Here is an 18,562-nt window from a genome sequence, read left to right as displayed (position 1 = left end):
CCCGCCCGATCCTGCCCGACCGCGGATCAGCCGAAGGCACCCGCCAGAAGGAAGATCGGCAGCACGGCGACGAAACCGACCACCGACTGGATCGTCTGCTGCACCGTCCAGGTCTTCAAGGTGGTCGCCACGTCGAGCCCCATCAGCCGCCCGACCAGCCAGAACCCGGAGTCGTTGACGTGGCTGGCGAACACCGAACCGGCCGCGGTGGCGAGCACGATGCAGGCGACCTCGACGGAGTTCAAGCCGCCGGCCAGCACGGCCGGCGCGACCAGCCCGGCGGAGGTGACCAGCGCCACCGTCGCGGAGCCCTGCGCGACCCTCAGCAGCACCGCGATGACGTAGGCCGCGACGAACACCGGGAGCCCGATGCTCTCGAGTGCCCCGGCCAGCGCGTCACCGATCCCCGACGCCCGCAGGACGCCGCCGAACATGCCTCCGGCCCCGGTGATGAGGACGACCGACGCGATCGGCCCGAGCGCCGAGTCGAGCAGCTTCTCCAGCGCGGTGCCGTCGGCTCCCCGGCGGCGCCCGAGCACCACCATCGCCACGAACACACTGATCAGCAGTGCGACGCCGGACGAGCCGATGATGCCGAGGAACTGCACCCAGCCCGCGTCCGCGTCGACCACCCCGACCTGGGCCAGCGCATCCAGCCCGGTGTTGCCCAGGATCAGCACCACCGGCAGGGCGAGCAGGCCGAACACGGTGCCCAGTCGCGGCGGGTCGGCAGGCTGGTCCTCGTCGATGGTGCCGAACAGCGCGGGTACCGGGTGCTCGATGCGGCGACCGATCCAGGTGCCCCACAGGTAGCCGGAGAGCCACCAGATCGGCAGCACCACGACCATCCCGATCAGCAGCACCAGCCCGAGGTTCGCGTCGAACTGGTCGGTCGCCGCGACCGGGCCGGGGTGTGGCGGCAGGAAGACGTGCATCACCGAGAACGCGGCGGCGGCGGGGAGGCCGTAGAGCAGCACGTTGCGGCCCTCGTCGACCCGCCGGGCGACCGCGAAGATGATCGGCAGCATCAGCACGAGGCCGGCGTCGAAGAAGATCGGGAAACCCATGATCAGCGACGCCAGGCTCAGCCCGAGCACCGCCCGCTTCTCCCCGGCCAGCCCGACCAACGAGTCGGCCAGCACCCTCGCCCCGCCGGAGTGCTCGATGAGCTTCCCGAGCATCGCCCCGAGCGTGATCAGCAGCGCGACGGTGCCGAGCGTGCCGCCGAACCCGTCGATCAGGACGTCGACGACCTCACCCAGCGGTACGCCGGTGGCCAGCACGGTCAGCAGCGACACGAGTACCAGCGTGAGGAAGGCGTGCACCCGGAACTGGATGATCAACACCAGGATCAGCGCGATCGCCACGGCGGCTATGCCGAGCAGCGGCCCCGCACCCAGTGTCTGTTCCCATTCGTCCACGTGTGCCCCTTCACCCGGTCCGGTCGGGAGCAGTGTCCACCTGCTTGATCATCGCGGTGACGGCAGGGGTGGTCCTCAGCCCTGCGCCACCGGGCCCGGTGCGTGCAGCGACGGGCCGGCGTCCGGCACCACCAGCGGCGTCCCGGTGACCGGGTCCGGCAGCACCCGGGCGCGCAGGCCGAACACCTCGGCGAGCAGCTCCTCGGTGACCACCTCGGCCGGGGTGCCGGTGGCGACGATCCGGCCGTCCTTCATCGCGATCAGCCGGTCGGCGTAGCGGGCGGCCAGGTTCAGGTCGTGCAGCACCATGACGACGGTGCGGCCCGCTTCCAACTGCAGCCTGCGGACCAGCTCCAGCACGTCGACCTGGTGCGCCAGGTCGAGGAAGGTGGTCGGCTCGTCGAGCAGCAGCAGGTCGGTCTCCTGGGCCAGCGCCATCGAGATCCAGGCCCGCTGTCGCTGGCCGCCGGAGAGCTCCTCCACCGGCCGGTCGGCGAGATCGGACAGGCCGGTCCAGGCCAGCGAGTCCGCGACGGCGCGCTCGTCGTCGCCGGACCACTGGCGGTACCAGGCCTGGTGCGGGTGCCGCCCGCGCGCCACCAGGTCGCCGACGGTCAGCCCCTCCGGTGCCAGCGGCGACTGCGGAAGCACGCCGAGCACCCGGGCGACCTCCTTGGTGGGGGTCCGGTCGATCCGCCTGCCGTCCAGCAGCACCTGCCCAGACCGGGTCGGCAGCAGCCTGCCCAGCGCGCGCAGCACGGTGGACTTCCCGCAGCCGTTCGGGCCGATCACGGTCGTGACCCGGCCGGGCAGCACGTCCAGATCGAGGTTCTCGACGATCGTGCGGTCGCCGTAGCCGAGCTCCACGCCCTCGGCCCGCAGCCGCACGACGTCGGGATCGACCGGGTCGCCCCCGGTGGTGGTCCGAGCCTCGAGATGCGCGGTCATGCGCGGGCCTCCTGACGGGAGCGGGCGAGCAGGTACAGCAGGTAGGGCGCGCCGAGCACCGCGGTCACGATGCCGACCGGGAGCTCGATCGAGCCGAGCGCGGTGCGGGCGATCAGGTCGGCGAGCACGGTGAGCGCGGCGCCGAGCATCATCGACACCGCGATCGGCGGGCTCCCGACCCGGCAGATCCGCCGGGCGATCTGCGGGCAGACCAGCGCGACGAAGGCGATCGGCCCGGCGGCCGCGGTCGCCACCGACGCGAGCCCGACCGAGACGAGCAGCAGCCCGGTGCGCGCGCCGTTGACCCGGATGCCCAGGCCGCGGGCGGTGTCGTCGTCGAACCGCAGGCCGCCGAGCAGGTGCGCCAGGATCAGCGCGGCCGGGACGAGCACCGCCATCGCGATCGACAGCGGCACCACCTCGTTCCAGCTGCGGGCGTTCAGGCTGCCGTTGAGCCAGACCTGGGCCTGCGCGGCCTGGTAGATCTGGGCAACGGTGAGCAGCCACTGCACCGCGGCGACCAGCACGGCCTGGATGCCGATCCCGATCAGCACCAGCCGGAAGCCCTGGATGCCGCGCCGCCAGGCCAGCACGTAGACGACCAGCGAGCTGGTCAGCCCGCCGGCCAGCGCGGCCAGCGGGATGCCGAGCGAGGCGAACATCCCGCCGACGCCGACCGCGCCACCGCCCAGCACGATCACGAACACCGCGGCCGCGCTGGCCCCCCACTGCACGCCGATGATGTCCGGGCTGGCCAGCGGGTTGCGGGCGATCGACTGCAGGATCGCGCCGGACACCGCGAGTGCGCCACCGACCAGCGCACCGACCAGGGTGCGCGGCAGCCGCAGCTCCAGCACCACCAGCTGCTGGCCGGCGTCGCCGCCGCCGAACAGGGTGGCCAGCACGTCGGTGATCGCGATCGGGTAGTCGCCGCGGCCCATGTTCGCCGCGGCCGCGAGCAGCAGCACCACCGCGCACACCAGCAGCACGACGAGCGGGCGGACCCGCAGCACGCCGGAGAACCGGCCGTAGCGGATCGGCCGCCGGCCGGGCACCGCGGGCGGGGCCGGGCGGGACCCGGTCGTGACGCTCACACCGCCCCCAGCTTCCGGCGGCGCACCAGCGCGATGAAGAACGGCCCGCCGATCAGCGCGACCACGATGCCGACCTGCAGCTCACCGGGCCGGGCGACGACCCGGCCGACGACATCGGCGAGCAGCAGCAGCACCGCACCGGCCAGCGCGGACGCGGGCAGCAGCCAGCGGTGGTCGGGGCCGGTGAAGGCGCGCACCACGTGCGGCACGATCAGGCCGAGGAACACGATCGGCCCGCAGGCCGCGGTGGCGGCGCCGGCGAGCAGGGTGATCGCGACGACGCCGACGATCCGGGTCCGGCGCACCGAGTGCCCCAGCGAGGTGGCCACGTCGTCGCCCAGCGAGAGCGCGTTCAGCGCGGGCGCGCTGGCCAGCGCCAGGATCGCGCCGGCGACGATGAACCACACCACCTGGCCGCCGACGGCCGCGTCCCGCCCGGCCAGCGAACCGACGCTCCAGAACCGGTAGGCGTCCAGGCTGGTCTCGTCGAGCAGCACGATCGACGACGTCAGCGCGCTGAGCAGGAAGGTCACCGCGGCCCCGGAGAGGGCGAGGGTGACCGGGGTGGCCCCGCCGGGCGCCCGGGTGCCGATCACGAACACCACCACGCTGGCGACCAGCGCCCCGGCGAAGGCGAACCAGACGTAGCCGAACAGCGAGGTGACGCCGAAGACGTAGATGCCGACCACCACGAAGAACGCGGCACCGGCGTTCACCCCGAGCAGGCCGGGATCGCCGAGCGGGTTGCGGGTGAAGCCCTGCACCAGCGCACCGGCCAGGCCGAGCGCCATCCCGACCAGCACCCCGAGCGCGGTCCGCGGGATCCGCAGCGCGCGCACCACCACGTCGTTCTCGGTGCCGGTGGGGGCGACCAGCGCCGAGACCACCTCGTTCAGCGGGATGACCTTGGTGCCGATCGCGATGCTGGCCAGCACGGCGGCCAGCACCGCCGCCGTCAGGCCGGCGAGGCCGATCAGCCGTCTGCGCCGCAACGAGCGCTTCGGTGGCGCCGGAGGCCCCGTCGGACGGGATCGGACGCGGATCGCGTTCACCTGGCTGCGGTCTCCCTGCGCGTGGTTGCGGTGCGCACCCGTCTGGCGCGGCTCCGCTCACCATAAGTGAGCCTGACCTACGACAGAACACCCCGTGGGCCACGTCCTGATCACGCCGCGGGCACCCGGCATGCTCACGACGTGCAGCGACACCGGAACGGCCGACGGGTCACCGCGATCATGGTCACCTCGCTGGACGGCGCGGTCGCCGCGGGCGGGCGCGGTTCGCAGGGGCTGAGCACCCCGGCCGATCGCGAGCTGTTCCGCTCGGTGCGCCGGGCCGCCGACGTCGTGCTGGTCGGCGCGGGCACCGCGCGGGACGAGAACTACCGGGGCGTGCGTCCGCGCCGGCCCGGCCCGGACGGCGCCGATCCCGGGCCGCCCCCGCCGGTCGCCGTGGTCACCGGGTCGGCCGCGCTCGATCCGGCGGCGCCGCTGTTCACCGACACCACCACGGCGCCGATCGTGCTCACCACCGCCGCCGCGCCCGCGGCCCGGCGGGCCGCCCTGGCCGCGGCCGGTGCCGAGGTGGTCGCGCTGGCCGATCTCGCGCCCGGCACGCTGCTGGCCGAGCTGGGCAGGCGCGGCCTGCGCGAGGTGCTGTGCGAGGGCGGCCCCACGCTGCTCGGCGCGCTGGTCGCCGCGGACGCGATCGACGAGCTGCGGCTCACCCTGGTGCCGGTGCTCGCCGGCGGCCCGGCCGGCCGGATCGCCGGTGGCCCGGACGCCGTCCCGCTGCGCCGGATGGAGCTGGTCGGGCAGCTCGCCGCGCCCGACGGGACCCTGCTGCTGCACTACCGGAGGGCCACACGTCCGCCGAACGAGTGAAGTCCCGTGAGGCCCGCCGCGCGTTGGGCATCACACGAGGGACCGCAGGACGAGCCGGCGGCCCGGGCCACGCCCGGGGCCGCCGCGAGAGGAGCACCACGATGACCTCCAGCAGCCCCGCCACCACCTCCGGCGCGAGCCCGGCGAAGATCGGCGACGACACCACCCAGGGCAAGACCTCGATCGCCGCGTCGGTCGTGCAGAAGATCGCCGGGATCGCCGCCCGCGAGGTCGCCGGCGTGCACTCGATGGGCAGCGGCGCGTCCCGCGCGTTCGGCGCCCTGCGCGAGCGCATCCCGGGCGGCAGCGCCACCGGCGCGTCGAACGTCGCCGGGGTCGCCGTCGAGGTCGGCGAGAAGCAGGCGGCGGTCGACCTCGATCTCGTCGTGGAGTACGGCGTCGCCATCTCCGAGCTGTCGAAGGCGGTGCGCCGCAACGTGATCGGCGCCGTCGAGCGGATGACCGGGCTGGAGGTCATCGAGGTCAACATCTCGGTGAACGACATCCACCTCGCCGGTGACGACGACGCCGACGCCCCCGCCGACCGCGCGCCCGCGCCGACCGGCCGCGTCGTGGAGTGACGACGGTGCCCGAGTCCCCCGCCTCCCCCGCGGCCGTGGTCACCGGCCGTCCGGCCCCGGCCGCCGGTGCGGCCGGGCCCGCTGCCGACCCGGAACCGGCCGCGCTGGCCGAGCTGGTCGCCGAGGCGGTCGCCGCGCATCCCTCGGTCGTCCGGCTGGACGGCGGGATCTTCGGCGCCGTCGCGACCTGGCTGCCGGGCCGGCGACTGGTCGGGGTGCACGTCGGCGGACCGGGCGAGCCGGTGGAGATCGGCGTGGTGCTGCACCTCGACCGACCGATCCCGGATACCGTCGCAGCACTGCGCCGGACCGTCACGCCGCTGGTCGGTGCGACGCCGGTCGACGTCACGGTGTCCGACGTCGTCCCGCTGGGCCCGATCGGCCCCGGTGCCGGCGGTGCCGGGGACCCGGCAGGCGCCCGATGACCCGCGGCACGGAGGTACGGATGGACGCTCGGGACGGCCGGGCCGGGCTCACGCCCGAGCAGCGCGCGGCGTACCGGTCGTTCGTCCGCACCCACCATCCCGACCGCGGCGGCGATCCCGAGGTGTTCCGGGCCGGCCTGGCCCGGTACCGGGCACTGGCCGCCGGGCACGATCCGGACGCGGGCGCCGGGACCCGGTCCCACGACCGGTACGACGACCGGCGCTACGACGCGCCGATCGAGATCGTCCCCGACCTGCCGCTGCCGACCCGGGTGCTGGTCGCGCTGATCCGCACCGTGCGCCGCCGCACACATCCCCGGGTCGACCGGCCCGGCCGGACCGACCGAAGCGAGCCCTGAACCCCGGCACCGGCGCCGGTCACACGGCACGGGTGCCCGTCTCGGAGGAAACGACATGAACGCCACCCAGACCGGCCTGCTGGCAGGTCTCCTGCTCGGCGTCGCCGGCTCCACCGCCGGATTCCTGGCCTTCGTCATCACCCTCGTGCTCGGCGTCATCGGCCTGCTGGCCGGGCGCGTGCTCGACGGCGAGCTCGACATCAGCGGCGTGTTCGGCCGCGGCCGCGACCGGTGACCGCACCGTGACCGAGCTGCCCGAGCCGGACGACCGCGGCTCGCTCGACATCGACCCGGCGGTCCTGAAGAAGATCGTCGAGTACGCCGCCGACACCGCACCGGCGACCCGGCACCGCGCCCGCACCGTGGCCGGGCTGGGGATGGGCGAGTCCGGGCCGAGCGCCCGGATCACCACCCGCTCCGCCGAGGAGATCGACGTCCGGCTGCGGCTGACGCTGGTCTACCCCGGCCCGGTCCGGGCGGCCGTCGCCGAGGTGCGCGAGCGGGTCGCCGCCGACCTGCGCCGGATGACCGGACGCCGGCTGCGCGGGTTCACCGTCGAGGTGGACGCGCTGCAGGCCGACCGGGCCGCCGGGCCCGAGACCACCCGGGTCCGCTGACCCGCCCTCCCCGACCCAGAAAGGCAGGTGGCACACCGTGCGTGTCCTGCTCCGCGTGCTCGCGCCCCTGGTCAGCCTGGCGCTCGCCGGGCTCGGCGCGCTGGTCGTCACCGAGGTCGTGGCGGCCTGGGTGAGCCCCGGGACCGGCTCCGGCCTGCTCGTCCCGTGGCGGGACTGGCGCGGCACCGCCGAGAACACCCTCTGGACCGCGCAGCCGGTGCTGTGGATCGCGGTCGCCGCGATCGTCGCCGGCGTGCTGCTGCTGGTCATCGGGTTGCTGGCCCGCCGGCACGACGTCGCGCTCGACTCGCCGTCGCCGGGCCTGACCGTCGCGACCGCGCCGCGGGTGCTGGCCCGCCTGGTCGGCAGCCGGGTCCGCGCACTGGACCCGGTCACCGCCGCCTCGGTCACCGCGTCGGCCCGCTCGGTCGTCGTCCGGGCCCGCGGGCGCGGCGAGACCGGCGCGCTGCGCGACGAGGCCCGCACCGCCGCCTCCGGCGTGCTCGACGCGCTGCCGCTCACCCGCCGTCCCCGGCTCACGGTGCGCGCCACCGCCGAGACGCCGGGCTCGACCCGCTCGGGAGTGCACTGATGACGACCGACACCACCCCGGCCGCCCCGGCCGGCGGCACCGACGACGGCCGCACCGACGCCGGTCGCCCCGACTCCGGTGGCCCGCAGCCCTCGGACGGCGGCCGCACCGTCGCCCCCGCCGACCCGCGCCGGGCGGCCAGGGCGGCCCGGCGGGCGCAGTACCGCTCGGCCGGCGGCGCCCGCTGGGGGCTGACCCTGCTCGGCGTCGTGCTGCTGGCCGCCGGCGTGCTCACCGTGCTGCTGGTGACCGGCGTGTTCGGGCAGAACCGCCCGCAGCGCCCGCTGCTCGATCCGCTGATCAGCGAGTTCCTCGTCGCGCACGGCACGGCGGCCCGGGTGACCGCGATCGTCGCCGGGATCGTGCTGTTCGTGCTCGGCCTGCTCTGGGCGGCCCGCGGGCTGCGCCCGGAGCCGCGGCCCGACCTGGTGCTGGACGCCGGATCCGGCTCCGAGATCCGGATCGACTCGGCCGCCGCCGCGGACGCGCTCGCCGAGGGCGCCGCCGCGCTGCCCGGCGTCACCCGGGCCCGCGCCCGGATGGTCGGCCGGGCGTCGGCGCCCGCGGTGCGGGCCACCGTGTGGGTGGAGGAGGACGTCGCCGACACCGGCGTCGCCGAGATCTGCCGCCGGCTCGACAGCGAGGTGCTCCCGCAGGTGCGCGACTCGCTCGGCTTCCCGGACCTGCCGGTGGCGGTCCGCCTGGAGCTCGACTCCGGCCCCCGGGACCGGGGCCCGCGGGTCGCTTGAGACACCCCGTCGCGCCGGTGTGATCCGCCTCATGGCGGACCGGTGCGCCGGGCGCCGTACGGTCGGCGGCATGGGTGCTCTGCTGGACGGCAAGAAGGCTCTCGTCACCGGCGCCGGGAGCGGGATCGGGGCCGCCGTGGCCCGCAGGCTGGTGGCCGACGGCGCGTCGGTGTACGCGGTGGACCGCGATCCGGACCGGATCGCCGCGCTGGCCGCCGACATCCCCCTGATCACGCCGCTGACCTGCGACCTGTCCGATCTCGACGCGGTCGAGGAGCTCCCGGCCGACGTCGACGTGCTGGTCAACAACGCCGGCCGCCAGCACGTCTCCCGGCTCGAGGAGTTCGATCCGGAGATCTTCTCGGCGATCCTGCGGCTGATGCTCGAGTCGCCGTTCCGGCTGATCCGCCGGTCGCTGCCGCACATGTACGCCCGGGGCTGGGGCCGGGTCGTGAACATCTCCAGTGCGCACGGGCTGCGCGCCTCGCCGTACAAGTCGGCCTACGTGTCGGCCAAGCACGGTCTGGAGGGGCTGTCCAAGGTGACCGCGCTGGAGGGCGCCGAGCACGGCGTCACCAGCAACTGCATCAACCCGGCCTACGTGCGGACCCCGCTGGTCGAGGCGCAGATCACCGACCAGGCCCGCACCCACGGCATCTCCGAGGACGAGGTGATCGAGAAGATCATGCTCACCCCGGTCGCGGTGAAGCGGCTGATCGAGCCCGCCGAGACCGCCGAGCTGGCCGCCGTGCTGTGGGGCCCGGCCTCGGCGTCGATCACCGGTGGCTCGCTCACCCAGGACGGCGGCTGGACCGCGCGCTGATCCGCCGGTCTCACCCGGTCCTCACCGGGCCGCGGGCACACTGGTGCACCGGCGGGACGACGAGCGGGGGATCACGGTGCGGCAGCGGTGCGGAGGCACCCCCGTCGGGGTGCCGGTGGTGCTGCTGGTCCTGACCCTGTGCGGGGCGCTGCTCGCCGGCTGCGCGGTCGGGCCGTCGCAGCGGCCGCCGGTCGCGGTGCGCGGCGAGCTGCTGCCCGCCGCTCCCCCGCCCACCGCCGCCGGGCCCGCGGCCGATCCGGACGCGCTGCCCGAGATCGAGGAGGTCCGCGGCGGACCGGCGTTCACCGACTGCACCGCCGACGTGCTGGCCGGCCTCGCCGCCGCCGGGACGCCGGTGCCGCCGGACCGGGAGCTGGCGGTCGGCTGCGGCCGGCTCACCGTGCCCGCCGACCGGAGCCGGCCCGATCTGGGCCCGGCCCGGCTCGGCCTGACCAGGGTCACCACGCCGGACGCGCCGGCCGACCTGCCCGCACTCGTGGTGCTCGGCGACACCGGGACCGACGGCTCGGCGCGGGCCGCCGCGGCGGTCGCCGCCCGGATGCCCGCCGAGGTGCTGGCGGCCTACCAGGTGGTCGGCATGGACCGCCGCGGCGCGGGCGAGGACCTGCTCGACTGCGCGCCGATCGACGCCCGTGCCGCGCTGCTCGACGCCGCACCGGACCGCTGGGACGAGCCGGCGATGTCGGCGTTGCTCGACCGGTCCCGGTCGATCGTGCAGGACTGCTACCTGCTGCTCTCCGGCACGCTGACCAGCTACCGGGCCACCTCCACCGCCGACGACCTGGAGTCGCTGCGCAGCGCGCTCGGCCCGGCCCGGCTGAACCTGCTCGGCATCGGCGACGGCGCGGACGCGGCCGCCGGCTGGGTCGCCCGGCATCCCGGCGCGGTCGGCCGGGTCGTGCTGGACGGCCCCGGCGATCCCACCCTCGACGACCCGGCGCGCACCGAGGCGGCCACCGCCGCCGCCGAGGCCGCGTTCGACGCCTTCGCCACCGCCTGCGCGGCGGGCCCGGACTGCCCGCTCGGGCCGGACCCGCGGGCCACCGTGACCGGGCTGCTGGACCGGCTGGGGCGCACCGCGCTCCCGGTCGGCGACGGCGACGCGGTCACCGCCGGGGCCATTGTCCGGGCCGTCCGGTCGGTGCTGGCCCAGCCGGCGCGCTGGCCGGAGCTGCAGGCCGCACTGGCCGCCGCGGACGGCGGCGACGCGGCCGGGCTGGTCCGGCTGCTGGCGCCGCTGGGCGGGCCGCAGGGCCGGTTCGACGCGGCGCTGGCGACCCGGTGCAACGACAGCCGGGTCCGGATCACCCCCGGCGAGGCGGCCGACCTGGCCGGGGACTGGTCGGAGCGCTTCCCGCTGTTCGGCAGCGCCGCGGCACAGCAGCTGGTGTCCTGCGGGCCGTGGCCCTCCGGCGGCCCGGTGCCGCCGTCCGCGCCGCAGGGCGGCGCGCCGCCGCCGGTGCTGGTGCTCGGGACCGCGCACGACCCGCGGTCCGCGCAGAGCGGCGCCGAACGCACTGCCGAGCAGCTCGGCGACGGCCGGGTGGTCCGCTGGCAGGGTGCCGGGACCGGCGCCTACGGGCGCACCCCGTGCGTGACCGCCGTGGTCGATCGGGCACTCGTCGACGGGCGGGCACCGGCCGAGCCCGTCGTCTGTCCGCCGTAACCGCTTGCGGCCGACGGTGTACACGGAGTCACCACCGGGTGCGACCGAACCGACACCGAAGGTCACGATTCCGTATCCGGCTGTTTCCGCGCCGGTTGCGCGAGCCACCTCCGCGCGCGGCGCGACCTGCAGAAACCGTTCGGGGAATCGTTTTTCCAAACCGCCACCACGCCGTCACGGAACGGACCGTTCGACTTACCCCGGCCGTGCCCGTCCCGCTAGGCTCCGCTCGGCGACAGGGTCACCGCAGGTCGTACCGGATCGCCGGGGGGCGCGCGGCCGAAGGCCGGCACGTCGTTCGGGAGGGTGTAACGCCGGTGGCACCAGTCGCCGAGTGGCGCAGAAGGACCGATCAGCCTGAGCCGCTCGGCGGGCACGGGATCCGGGCGGAAGGAGCACGGTGGATTTCTTCACCTATGTCGCGACACAGCTGAACCAGTTGGTGTTCTACGGCCAGCAGCACTTTCTGCTGGTCGGCATTGCAGTCGGAATCGCCGCCCTCATCTCGCTCGCGGCCGGGACCCTCCTGCACACGAACCGGCTCACCCCGGACTCGTGGAGCAAGCCGGTGCGGATGGGCACCCGGGAGGGATTGCTGATCGCCAGCTCGGCGGCACTCACCATTCCGTCGCTGGCCCTGTTCGGCATGCTGCAGCCGATCCTGGGCCTGGGCGCGACGCCGTCGCTGGTCGCGCTGACGATCTACGCGACCTACCCGATCCTGCGCAACGTGGTCGCCGGCCTCTCCTCGGTCGACGACGCGGTGCTCGAGTCCGCCCGCGGGATGGGGATGGGCCCGGTCCGCCGGATGCTGACCATCCAGCTCCCGCTGGCCTGGCCGGTGATCCTGTCCGGGATCCGGGTGGCCGTGCTCATCATCATCGGCATCGCCGTCGTCGCGGGGGCCATCAACGGCCCGGGCTTCGGCTCGTCGCTCCTGCTGGGCCTGCAGCGGCTCGGATCGGTCAACTCGTTCAACCAGGTTCTGGCGGCCACGCTCGGCTGCCTCGTCGTGGCTGCCGCCTACGAGCTCGTGTTCTGGTTCGTGCAGCGCTTCACCACCCCGAGGGGGATCCGTGTCTGATTCCGGCAAAACCATGATCGCCCTCGAAGGCATCAGCAAGACCTACCCGAAGGCCACCGCACCCGCGGTCCAGGAGCTCAACCTGGAGGTGCCCGAGGGCACCATCTCGATGTTCATCGGCCCGTCCGGCTGCGGCAAGACGACCACGCTCAAGATGATGAACCGGCTGATCGAGCCCTCCACCGGCCGGATCATGCTCGACGGCGACGACGTCACCAAGGTCAACGCCGACGAGCTGCGCCGCCGGATCGGCTACGTCATCCAGCAGGTCGGGCTGTTCCCGCACTTCACCATCGGCGACAACATCGCCGTCGTGCCGCGGATCCTCGGCTGGGACAAGAACCGGATCTCGGCCCGGGTGGACGAGCTGCTGCACCTGGTCGGCATGGAGCCCAAGGACTACCGGGACCGGTACCCGCGCCAGCTCTCCGGCGGCCAGCAGCAACGGGTCGGGGTCGCCCGCGGCCTCGCCGCCGATCCCTCGGTGATGCTGATGGACGAGCCCTTCGGCGCGATCGACCCGATCACCCGCGAGCGCATCCAGGACGAGTTCCTCGAGCTGCAGCAGCAGATCGCCAAGACGATCTGCTTCGTCACCCACGACCTCACCGAGGCGGTCAAGCTGGGCGACCGGATCGCCGTCTTCGGCCCCGGCGGGACGCTCCAGCAGTACGACACCCCGGACATGATCCTCACCCACCCGGCCAACGAGTTCGTCGCCGAGTTCGTCGGATCGGGCGCCGCGGTGCGCCGGCTGTCGCTGCTCGAGCTGTCCCGGCTGGAGCTGCAGACCGTCGGGCTCGACGGGACCGCCGAGCGGAACGGCTCGCCCACCTACGAGGCCGACGCCGAGGGCCGCCCGGTCCGCTGGGCCTACCTCCCCGGCACCGAGGTGCTCCCGCAGCTGGTCACGGTGCCGCACTCGGGCACCGTCTACGACGCCGTCGACGTGATGCTGGACTCGCAGACCGAGCTGGTCGCCGTCGTCGACGACCAGCAGAAGCTGCAGGGCGCGCTGTGGTGGCGCGACCTCGTCGAGGGCCTCAAGACGAAGGCGGCGTCGTGAGCGCCCCGGCCCCCGAGGTCGCCACCGGCTCCGTCGAGGCGGAGGACGTCCCCCGCCGGGAACGCCGCAGGCTCGACAAGACGCTGATCGTCAACCCGCTGATCGCGGTGTTCGGCCTGGCCCTGGTCTTCGGCTACGCGGCGGCGACCGGCCTCGACGAGGTCGAGCGCTCGGTGATCAACCCGCAGGCGCTGGGCACCCGGCTCTGGGAGCACCTGGTCCTCACCGGGCTGTCCACCCTGGTCGTGATCGTGATCGCGATCCCGGCCGGGATCGCGATCAGCCGCCCGGCCGCCCGCCGGATCCAGCGGCCGGTGCTCGCCTTCACCGGCTTCATGCAGGCGCTGCCCGCCTTCGGTGTGATCGTGCTGCTCGCGTTCTCCCCGCTCGGGCTCGGCCTGACCACCGCCGTCGTCGCGCTCGCGCTGGCGGCGCTGCTGCCGGTGCTGACCAACACCGTCGTCGGGCTGCAGCAGGTCGACCGGGCGCTGATCGAGGCGGCCCGCGGGATCGGGATGTCCGCCCGGCAGACCCTGCTCCGGGTCGAGCTGCCGCTGGCCACGCCGGTGATGGTGGCCGGTGTCCGGGTCGCGCTGGTGCTCAACGTCGGCACCGCGGCGCTGGCCACCTTCATCGGCGCCGGCGGTCTCGGCGAGCCGATCAAGGGCATGCTCGAGCTCGGCCGGCCCACCGGGACCCTGATCGCGGCCGCGATCGTGGCCGCGCTCGCCCTGATCGTCGACTGGCTGGCCGGACTGGCCGAGTACCTGGTCGGCCGCTCCGCCGGCTGAGCCCCCCTTGATCGCCCCCGACGTTCCGTGCCGTTCGCAGTACCGCACTTCCTGGAGGACACCTTGAGATTCGGACGACGATCCCGGCGCATCGCGTGGACGGCCATGGCGGCCGTCACCGCGGTGGCGCTCGCCGGCTGTGGCGGCCTCGACGCCAGCGGCCCCTCGGCCTCCGGCGGCTCGCTCGCCGACGCCGGCAACCTCGAGGGCGTCGACTACATCGTCGGCGGCAAGAACTTCGACGAGCAGCTGGTGCTCTGCGAGATCACGGTCGCCGCCCTGGAGTCGGTGGGCGGCAACGTCACCCCGCGCTGCAACCTCGGCGGCACCGACGTCGCGCGGCAGGCGCTGCTCTCCGGTGACATCAACATCTACTGGGACTACACCGGCACCGCGTGGGCGTCGTTCTTCCAGGAGACCGAGCGCATCCCGGACGACAACGAGCTCTACCGCCTGGTCGCCGAGCGCGACCTGCAGGAGAACCAGCTCGTCTGGCTGGACAAGGCGGACTTCAACAACACCTACGCCTTCGCCGTCAACGGCGACCGGGCCCGCGAGGAGAACCTGGTCACGCTCTCCGACATGGCCGCCTACATCCGGGAGGGCAAGCCCGGCACGGTGTGCGTCGAGACCGAGTACAACTCGCGTGACGACGGTCTGCGCGGGCTGCAGCAGGCCTACGACTTCCAGGTGCCCGCCGACCGGCTGCAGGTGCTCGCCACCGGCGCCATCTACCAGGCCACCCAGAACGGCGACTGCACCTTCGGCCTGGTGTTCACCACCGACGGCCGGATCCCGGGCCTCGGCCTGACCGTGCTCGAGGACAACGAGCGATACCACGTCACCTACAACGCGGCGCCGATCGTCCGCGAGGAGACCTACACCCAGAACGAGGCGATCCGTCAGGTGATGGCGCCGATCTCGACCGCGCTGGACTACGAGACCATGCTGCGGCTCAACGGCGAGGTCTCGTCCGAGGGTCGTGACGCCCGCGAGGTGGCACGCACCTGGCTGACCGAGGAGGGCTTCACCGGCTGACCGGTCCACCGGCCCGAACGCGGCCCCGCACATCCCCGTCCGCGGGTGGTGTGCGGGGCCGCGTCCTGTTCGCCGGGTTTGCGTCCGGCCGGTGCCGGAACCGGTGGCGCGGCGGTGTTGCACGGCGGGGCGTTCCGTGATCGGCTGACCCGCAACATACCTGCGACCTGGGACGACGCCGCGTGAGGATGCATCCGGACCGATCCCCCCGGCGGGCCGCGATGCTCGGCGCGATGCTGTCCGTCGTCGCCCTCGTGGCGGGCGGATGCGCGGGACTGGCCGGCAGCGGTCCGCGGGCGGCCTCCGGCTCGCTCGCCGAGGCCGTCGATCTGACCGGCCAGACCTACGTCGTCGGCTCGAAGAACTTCGACGAGCAGATCGTGCTCTGCCAGATCTCCGTCGCCGCGCTGGAGTCGGTCGGCGCGACCGTGACCGACCGCTGCAACGTCGGCGGTTCCGACGTGACCCGGCAGGCGCTGCTCTCCGGCGACATCTCGCTGTACTGGGAGTACACCGGCACCGCGTGGGCGTCGTTCCTGCAGGAGACCCGCAAGCTGCCCGACGACGAGGTCCTGCGCGAGCTGCGCACCCGCGACCTGGCGGAGAACGGCGTGGTCTGGCTGGACCGGGCCGGTTTCGACAACACCTACGCGTTCGTCGTCGACGGCGCCGAGGCCACCCGGCTCGGCCTGCGCACGATCAGCGACATGGCGGCCTACGTCCGGTCCGGCCAGCCCGGCACGGTCTGCGTGGAGACCGAGTACCACTCCCGGGCCGACGGGCTGCGCGGCCTGCAGCAGGCCTACGACGTCGAGGTCCCCCGGGAGCGGATCTCCGTCCTGGAGCAGGGCCTGATCTTCCAGTCGACCGCCGACGAGGTGTGCCTGTTCGGCGAGGTCGCCGCCACCGACGGCCGCATCCCCGGCCTCGGGCTCACCGTGCTGGAGGACGACCGCGGCTACCACATCACCTACAGCGCGGTCCCCACGATCCGACAGGACGTGTTCGACCGCGCGCCCCAGGTGGCCGAGGTGTTCGCGCCGATCGCCGCGGCGCTGGACCAGCGGACCGTCCAGGAGCTCAACGGCCAGGTCTCGGCCGACGGGCGGGACGCCCGCGAGGTCGCCAGGGACTGGCTCGCCGAGCGCGGCTTCATCGGCTGAGGGAGGATCCCGCGATGGCCCGCCGGCAGGTGCAGGAGGTCCGCGACGGGGTCGAGCTGACCAGCCTGGACGATCCGGTGTTCGACGGCGCCGGCGTCACCAAGCGGGAGCTGCTCGACCATCTCGACGCGGTCGCGGACCGGATGCTGCCCGCGCTCGCCGACCGCCCGCTGTCGGTGGTCCGGGCCCGGCCCGGGCAGCGGCCGTTCATGCAGAAGAACCTCCCGCGCGGGGCGCCGGACTGGATCCCGACGCTGCCGGTGTGGGCGGAGAGCTCACAGCGCACCGTGCACTACCCGGTGTGCGCCGACCGCCGGACCCTGCTGTGGTTCGGCAACCAGCGGGCGATCGAGTTCCACCCGACCCTGCTGCGCACCGGCGCGACCGGCGCCGACGAGCTCGTGATCGACCTCGATCCGCCGTCGGACGGCGCGTTCGCCGCGGTCGCCGCCGCCGCCCGGCTGGTCCGGGCGGCACTGCACGAGCTCGGGCTCGACGCCGTCGTCAAGACCAGCGGGGCGAAGGGACTGCACCTGGTCGTGCCGCTGTCGGCACCGCTCGGCGTCGACGACGCGTTCGCCGCGACCCGCGCGCTGTGCGCCCGGGCCGCCACGCTCGGGCCGGACGTCGCGACGACCGCGTTCATCCGGGACGACCGCGGCGGCCGGGTGTTCCTGGACCCGACCCGGGCCGGCTGGGCGACCCTGGTCGCCGTCCACAGCCCGCGCGCCCGGCCCGGGCTCCCGGTCTCCTTCCCGGTGCCCTGGGACGCCCTGGACGACGTCTCCCCCGCCGACGTCACCGTGCGCACCGCCGCCGGGCTGCTCGGCGACACCGATCCCTGGCGGACACTGCGCCCGGCGCCCGCGCCGCTGCCCGAGGTCCTGCTCGACGAGGGCCGGGCCATCCCGGTGCCCCGGGTGCAGGCCATGCACGAGGGGAAGCGCCGCAAGCGGGCCAGGGAACAGGGCTGAGCTCATCGCGCCCGCCGGTAGATCCACCGGTCCGGGTCGTGGTGCGGGCCGATCAGGTCGTAGTCGGCCGGCTCGCCGCCCGGGTCGGTCAGCTCGATCGTCCGGGGCGGGCGGCCCGAGGGCAAAGGGTCGATGCGCACGAGCTCACCGGCGTAGGGGCCGTCGTCCAGGAACGCGTACACGAGCGGTGATTCTGCCACCGCGCGCGCACGCCGAGATGCGGCTCAGCGCGAATCGTCGATCTCCACGGCGCGCTGAGCCACATCTCGACGGTCCTGCGCCGTTCAGGCGGGCTCGAACCGCAGCGCGAACCCCACGGTGGCCCGGTCGGCGACCGAGATCCCGCCAACCGACGGGCGGGGGATCCCGTGGTCGGCCGGCGCGACCGGGACCTCGCCGGAGACGGTGAGCTCGGAGGCCCCCCCCCCCCCGGCCGACGGTCAGATCGACGGTGACCGGTCTGGTCACCCCACGCAGGGTCAGCTCGCCGCGCGCCGGGACGGTGATCTCGGACCCGACGGCGGGGCTGCCGGGCAGCTCCACCGGCCCGGTCAGCGCGAACGTGGCCGTCGGGTTGCCCGCCACGTCCATCAGGTCGTCCCGGAACTGGCGGTCCCGGCGCGGGTTGTCGGTGGCGACCGAGGCCATGTCCACCTCGACCCGGCCGGTCCGCACCGCGGTGCCGGAGATCTCGATCTCCCCGTCGACCTCGCCGGTCCGGCCGACCGCGGTGACCTCCTGGCCGAACAGGATCTCGTCGATCCGGTACTCGGCCTCGGATCCGTCCGCGGCGCGCCAGCTGCCGTCGAGCGGGGCCTCGGGCCCGTCGGTGTCCGGCTGCAGGCGCTCGGTGGCCGGCCCGGCCGGGGCGGCCTCGGCGACGTAGGTGGTGTAGACGTACGGGACGGCGGTCACCGCGAGGACGGCGAGCAGGACCCCGCCGATGCTCCACCGGATCCAGTGCCGCCGGATGTGGCTCAGCATGTGTCGTTCCTTTCCGTCGGTCCGGTCGGACGGATCGACCCGCGGCCGGGCGGGGGCGCACGGCCCCGGCCGCCCCGGGACGATCCGGCGGGGAACGGACGTCCGCGGGCCGCTGTTTCCGGCCGGACCGAACGGGGCGGCGCTTCTTCCGGGCACCGGAAACGAGCGCCCGCCCGGCGCGGCGGGACACCGCCCGGCTCGCAGCGCGGCGAGGCCCGGCCGCGCACCGGACATCCGGCGGCACGGCCCCGCACCGGACATCCGGCGGCCGGTGCCGGACCGGTCA

At 74.5% G+C, this 18,562-nt stretch carries 22 protein-coding genes; 16 read left to right on the top strand and 6 right to left on the bottom strand.

The features are described from left to right. Positions 1–26: 26 nt before the first annotated feature. The 4 genes from ACVJO7_RS10230 to ACVJO7_RS10215 all read right to left on the bottom strand — a co-directional run bounded on the left by ACVJO7_RS10230 (position 27) and on the right by ACVJO7_RS10215 (position 4,455). Complete coding sequence (locus ACVJO7_RS10230) at positions 27–1,421, bottom strand: GntP family permease (RefSeq protein WP_491672649.1); 1,395 nt, start codon at positions 1,419–1,421, stop codon at positions 27–29. 75 nt (positions 1,422–1,496) lie between these two features. Next, positions 1,497–2,369, bottom strand: coding sequence for an ABC transporter ATP-binding protein (locus ACVJO7_RS10225; protein WP_491672648.1), 873 nt, complete (start codon positions 2,367–2,369; stop codon positions 1,497–1,499). Next, complete coding sequence (locus ACVJO7_RS10220; RefSeq protein WP_491672647.1) at positions 2,366–3,463, bottom strand: FecCD family ABC transporter permease; 1,098 nt, start codon at positions 3,461–3,463, stop codon at positions 2,366–2,368. The genes ACVJO7_RS10225 and ACVJO7_RS10220 overlap by 4 nt, the downstream gene beginning before the upstream one ends. Continuing rightward, positions 3,460–4,455, bottom strand: coding sequence for a FecCD family ABC transporter permease (locus ACVJO7_RS10215; RefSeq protein ID WP_491672646.1), 996 nt, complete (start codon positions 4,453–4,455; stop codon positions 3,460–3,462). Before ACVJO7_RS10215 ends, ACVJO7_RS10220 begins: the two co-directional genes overlap by 4 nt. A gap of 201 nt (positions 4,456–4,656) precedes the next feature. Between ACVJO7_RS10215 and ACVJO7_RS10210 the strand changes: the two genes are divergently transcribed. The 16 genes from ACVJO7_RS10210 to ACVJO7_RS10135 all read left to right on the top strand — a co-directional run bounded on the left by ACVJO7_RS10210 (position 4,657) and on the right by ACVJO7_RS10135 (position 17,292). Then, positions 4,657–5,343 (top strand): dihydrofolate reductase family protein, encoded by a 687-nt coding sequence (locus ACVJO7_RS10210; RefSeq protein WP_344019109.1) that lies wholly within the window; start codon positions 4,657–4,659, stop codon positions 5,341–5,343. A 101-nt stretch (positions 5,344–5,444) separates the two neighbouring features. Next, complete coding sequence (locus ACVJO7_RS10205; protein WP_344019106.1) at positions 5,445–5,924, top strand: Asp23/Gls24 family envelope stress response protein; 480 nt, start codon at positions 5,445–5,447, stop codon at positions 5,922–5,924. Positions 5,925–5,929: 5 nt separating this feature from the next. Further along, positions 5,930–6,349, top strand: a complete 420-nt coding sequence (locus tag ACVJO7_RS10200; RefSeq protein WP_491672645.1) for a hypothetical protein — start codon at positions 5,930–5,932, stop codon at positions 6,347–6,349. A 20-nt stretch (positions 6,350–6,369) separates the two neighbouring features. Beyond that, positions 6,370–6,708 (top strand): hypothetical protein, encoded by a 339-nt coding sequence (locus ACVJO7_RS10195; RefSeq protein ID WP_491672644.1) that lies wholly within the window; start codon positions 6,370–6,372, stop codon positions 6,706–6,708. A 55-nt stretch (positions 6,709–6,763) separates the two neighbouring features. Then, positions 6,764–6,943: a hypothetical protein gene (locus tag ACVJO7_RS10190; protein WP_344019100.1), complete on the top strand. Its 180-nt coding sequence runs from the start codon at positions 6,764–6,766 to the stop codon at positions 6,941–6,943. A 7-nt stretch (positions 6,944–6,950) separates the two neighbouring features. Beyond that, positions 6,951–7,325: an Asp23/Gls24 family envelope stress response protein gene (locus ACVJO7_RS10185; protein WP_358481725.1), complete on the top strand. Its 375-nt coding sequence runs from the start codon at positions 6,951–6,953 to the stop codon at positions 7,323–7,325. Between the two features lie 37 nt (positions 7,326–7,362). Continuing rightward, positions 7,363–7,917 carry a DUF6286 domain-containing protein gene (locus ACVJO7_RS10180; RefSeq protein WP_344019095.1) on the top strand — a complete coding sequence of 185 codons (555 nt, stop codon included), beginning with the start codon at positions 7,363–7,365 and terminating at the stop codon, positions 7,915–7,917. Continuing rightward, positions 7,917–8,666: an Asp23/Gls24 family envelope stress response protein gene (locus ACVJO7_RS10175; protein WP_344019093.1), complete on the top strand. Its 750-nt coding sequence runs from the start codon at positions 7,917–7,919 to the stop codon at positions 8,664–8,666. The genes ACVJO7_RS10180 and ACVJO7_RS10175 overlap by 1 nt, the downstream gene beginning before the upstream one ends. A gap of 70 nt (positions 8,667–8,736) precedes the next feature. Continuing rightward, complete coding sequence (locus ACVJO7_RS10170) at positions 8,737–9,489, top strand: SDR family NAD(P)-dependent oxidoreductase (protein WP_491672643.1); 753 nt, start codon at positions 8,737–8,739, stop codon at positions 9,487–9,489. Positions 9,490–9,607: 118 nt separating this feature from the next. Next, entirely contained in the window at positions 9,608–11,176 is a 1,569-nt protein-coding gene (locus tag ACVJO7_RS10165) for an alpha/beta hydrolase (protein ID WP_491672642.1), read from the top strand. A gap of 400 nt (positions 11,177–11,576) precedes the next feature. Further along, on the top strand, positions 11,577–12,260 hold the full coding sequence (locus tag ACVJO7_RS10160; RefSeq protein WP_491672641.1) for an ABC transporter permease: 684 nt from the start codon (positions 11,577–11,579) through the stop codon (positions 12,258–12,260). A 13-nt stretch (positions 12,261–12,273) separates the two neighbouring features. Next, on the top strand, positions 12,274–13,326 hold the full coding sequence (locus ACVJO7_RS10155; protein WP_344019085.1) for an ABC transporter ATP-binding protein: 1,053 nt from the start codon (positions 12,274–12,276) through the stop codon (positions 13,324–13,326). Further along, on the top strand, positions 13,323–14,117 hold the full coding sequence (locus tag ACVJO7_RS10150) for an ABC transporter permease (protein WP_344019083.1): 795 nt from the start codon (positions 13,323–13,325) through the stop codon (positions 14,115–14,117). Before ACVJO7_RS10155 ends, ACVJO7_RS10150 begins: the two co-directional genes overlap by 4 nt. 105 nt (positions 14,118–14,222) lie before the next feature. Then, on the top strand, positions 14,223–15,155 hold the full coding sequence (locus ACVJO7_RS10145; protein ID WP_344019081.1) for a glycine betaine ABC transporter substrate-binding protein: 933 nt from the start codon (positions 14,223–14,225) through the stop codon (positions 15,153–15,155). Positions 15,156–15,343: 188 nt separating this feature from the next. Continuing rightward, on the top strand, positions 15,344–16,318 hold the full coding sequence (locus tag ACVJO7_RS10140; RefSeq protein WP_491672708.1) for a glycine betaine ABC transporter substrate-binding protein: 975 nt from the start codon (positions 15,344–15,346) through the stop codon (positions 16,316–16,318). Positions 16,319–16,332: 14 nt separating this feature from the next. After that, the gene (locus ACVJO7_RS10135; RefSeq protein WP_491672640.1) at positions 16,333–17,292 is read left to right on the top strand and encodes a DNA polymerase domain-containing protein; all 960 of its coding nucleotides are present in this window, start codon (positions 16,333–16,335) and stop codon (positions 17,290–17,292) included. Between the two features lie 2 nt (positions 17,293–17,294). Here the strand turns inward: ACVJO7_RS10135 and ACVJO7_RS10130 are convergent, their stop codons facing one another. Next, positions 17,295–17,474, bottom strand: coding sequence for a hypothetical protein (locus ACVJO7_RS10130; protein ID WP_491672639.1), 180 nt, complete (start codon positions 17,472–17,474; stop codon positions 17,295–17,297). Continuing rightward, the gene (locus tag ACVJO7_RS10125; RefSeq protein ID WP_491672638.1) at positions 17,437–18,276 is read right to left on the bottom strand and encodes a YceI family protein; all 840 of its coding nucleotides are present in this window, start codon (positions 18,274–18,276) and stop codon (positions 17,437–17,439) included. Before ACVJO7_RS10125 ends, ACVJO7_RS10130 begins: the two co-directional genes overlap by 38 nt. Positions 18,277–18,562: the final 286 nt, after the last annotated feature.

Source organism: Pseudonocardia sp. DxW (assembly GCF_058448985.1).
The sequence above is the reverse complement of the archived record's forward strand: the minus strand, read 5'-3'. Positions and strand labels throughout refer to the sequence as shown.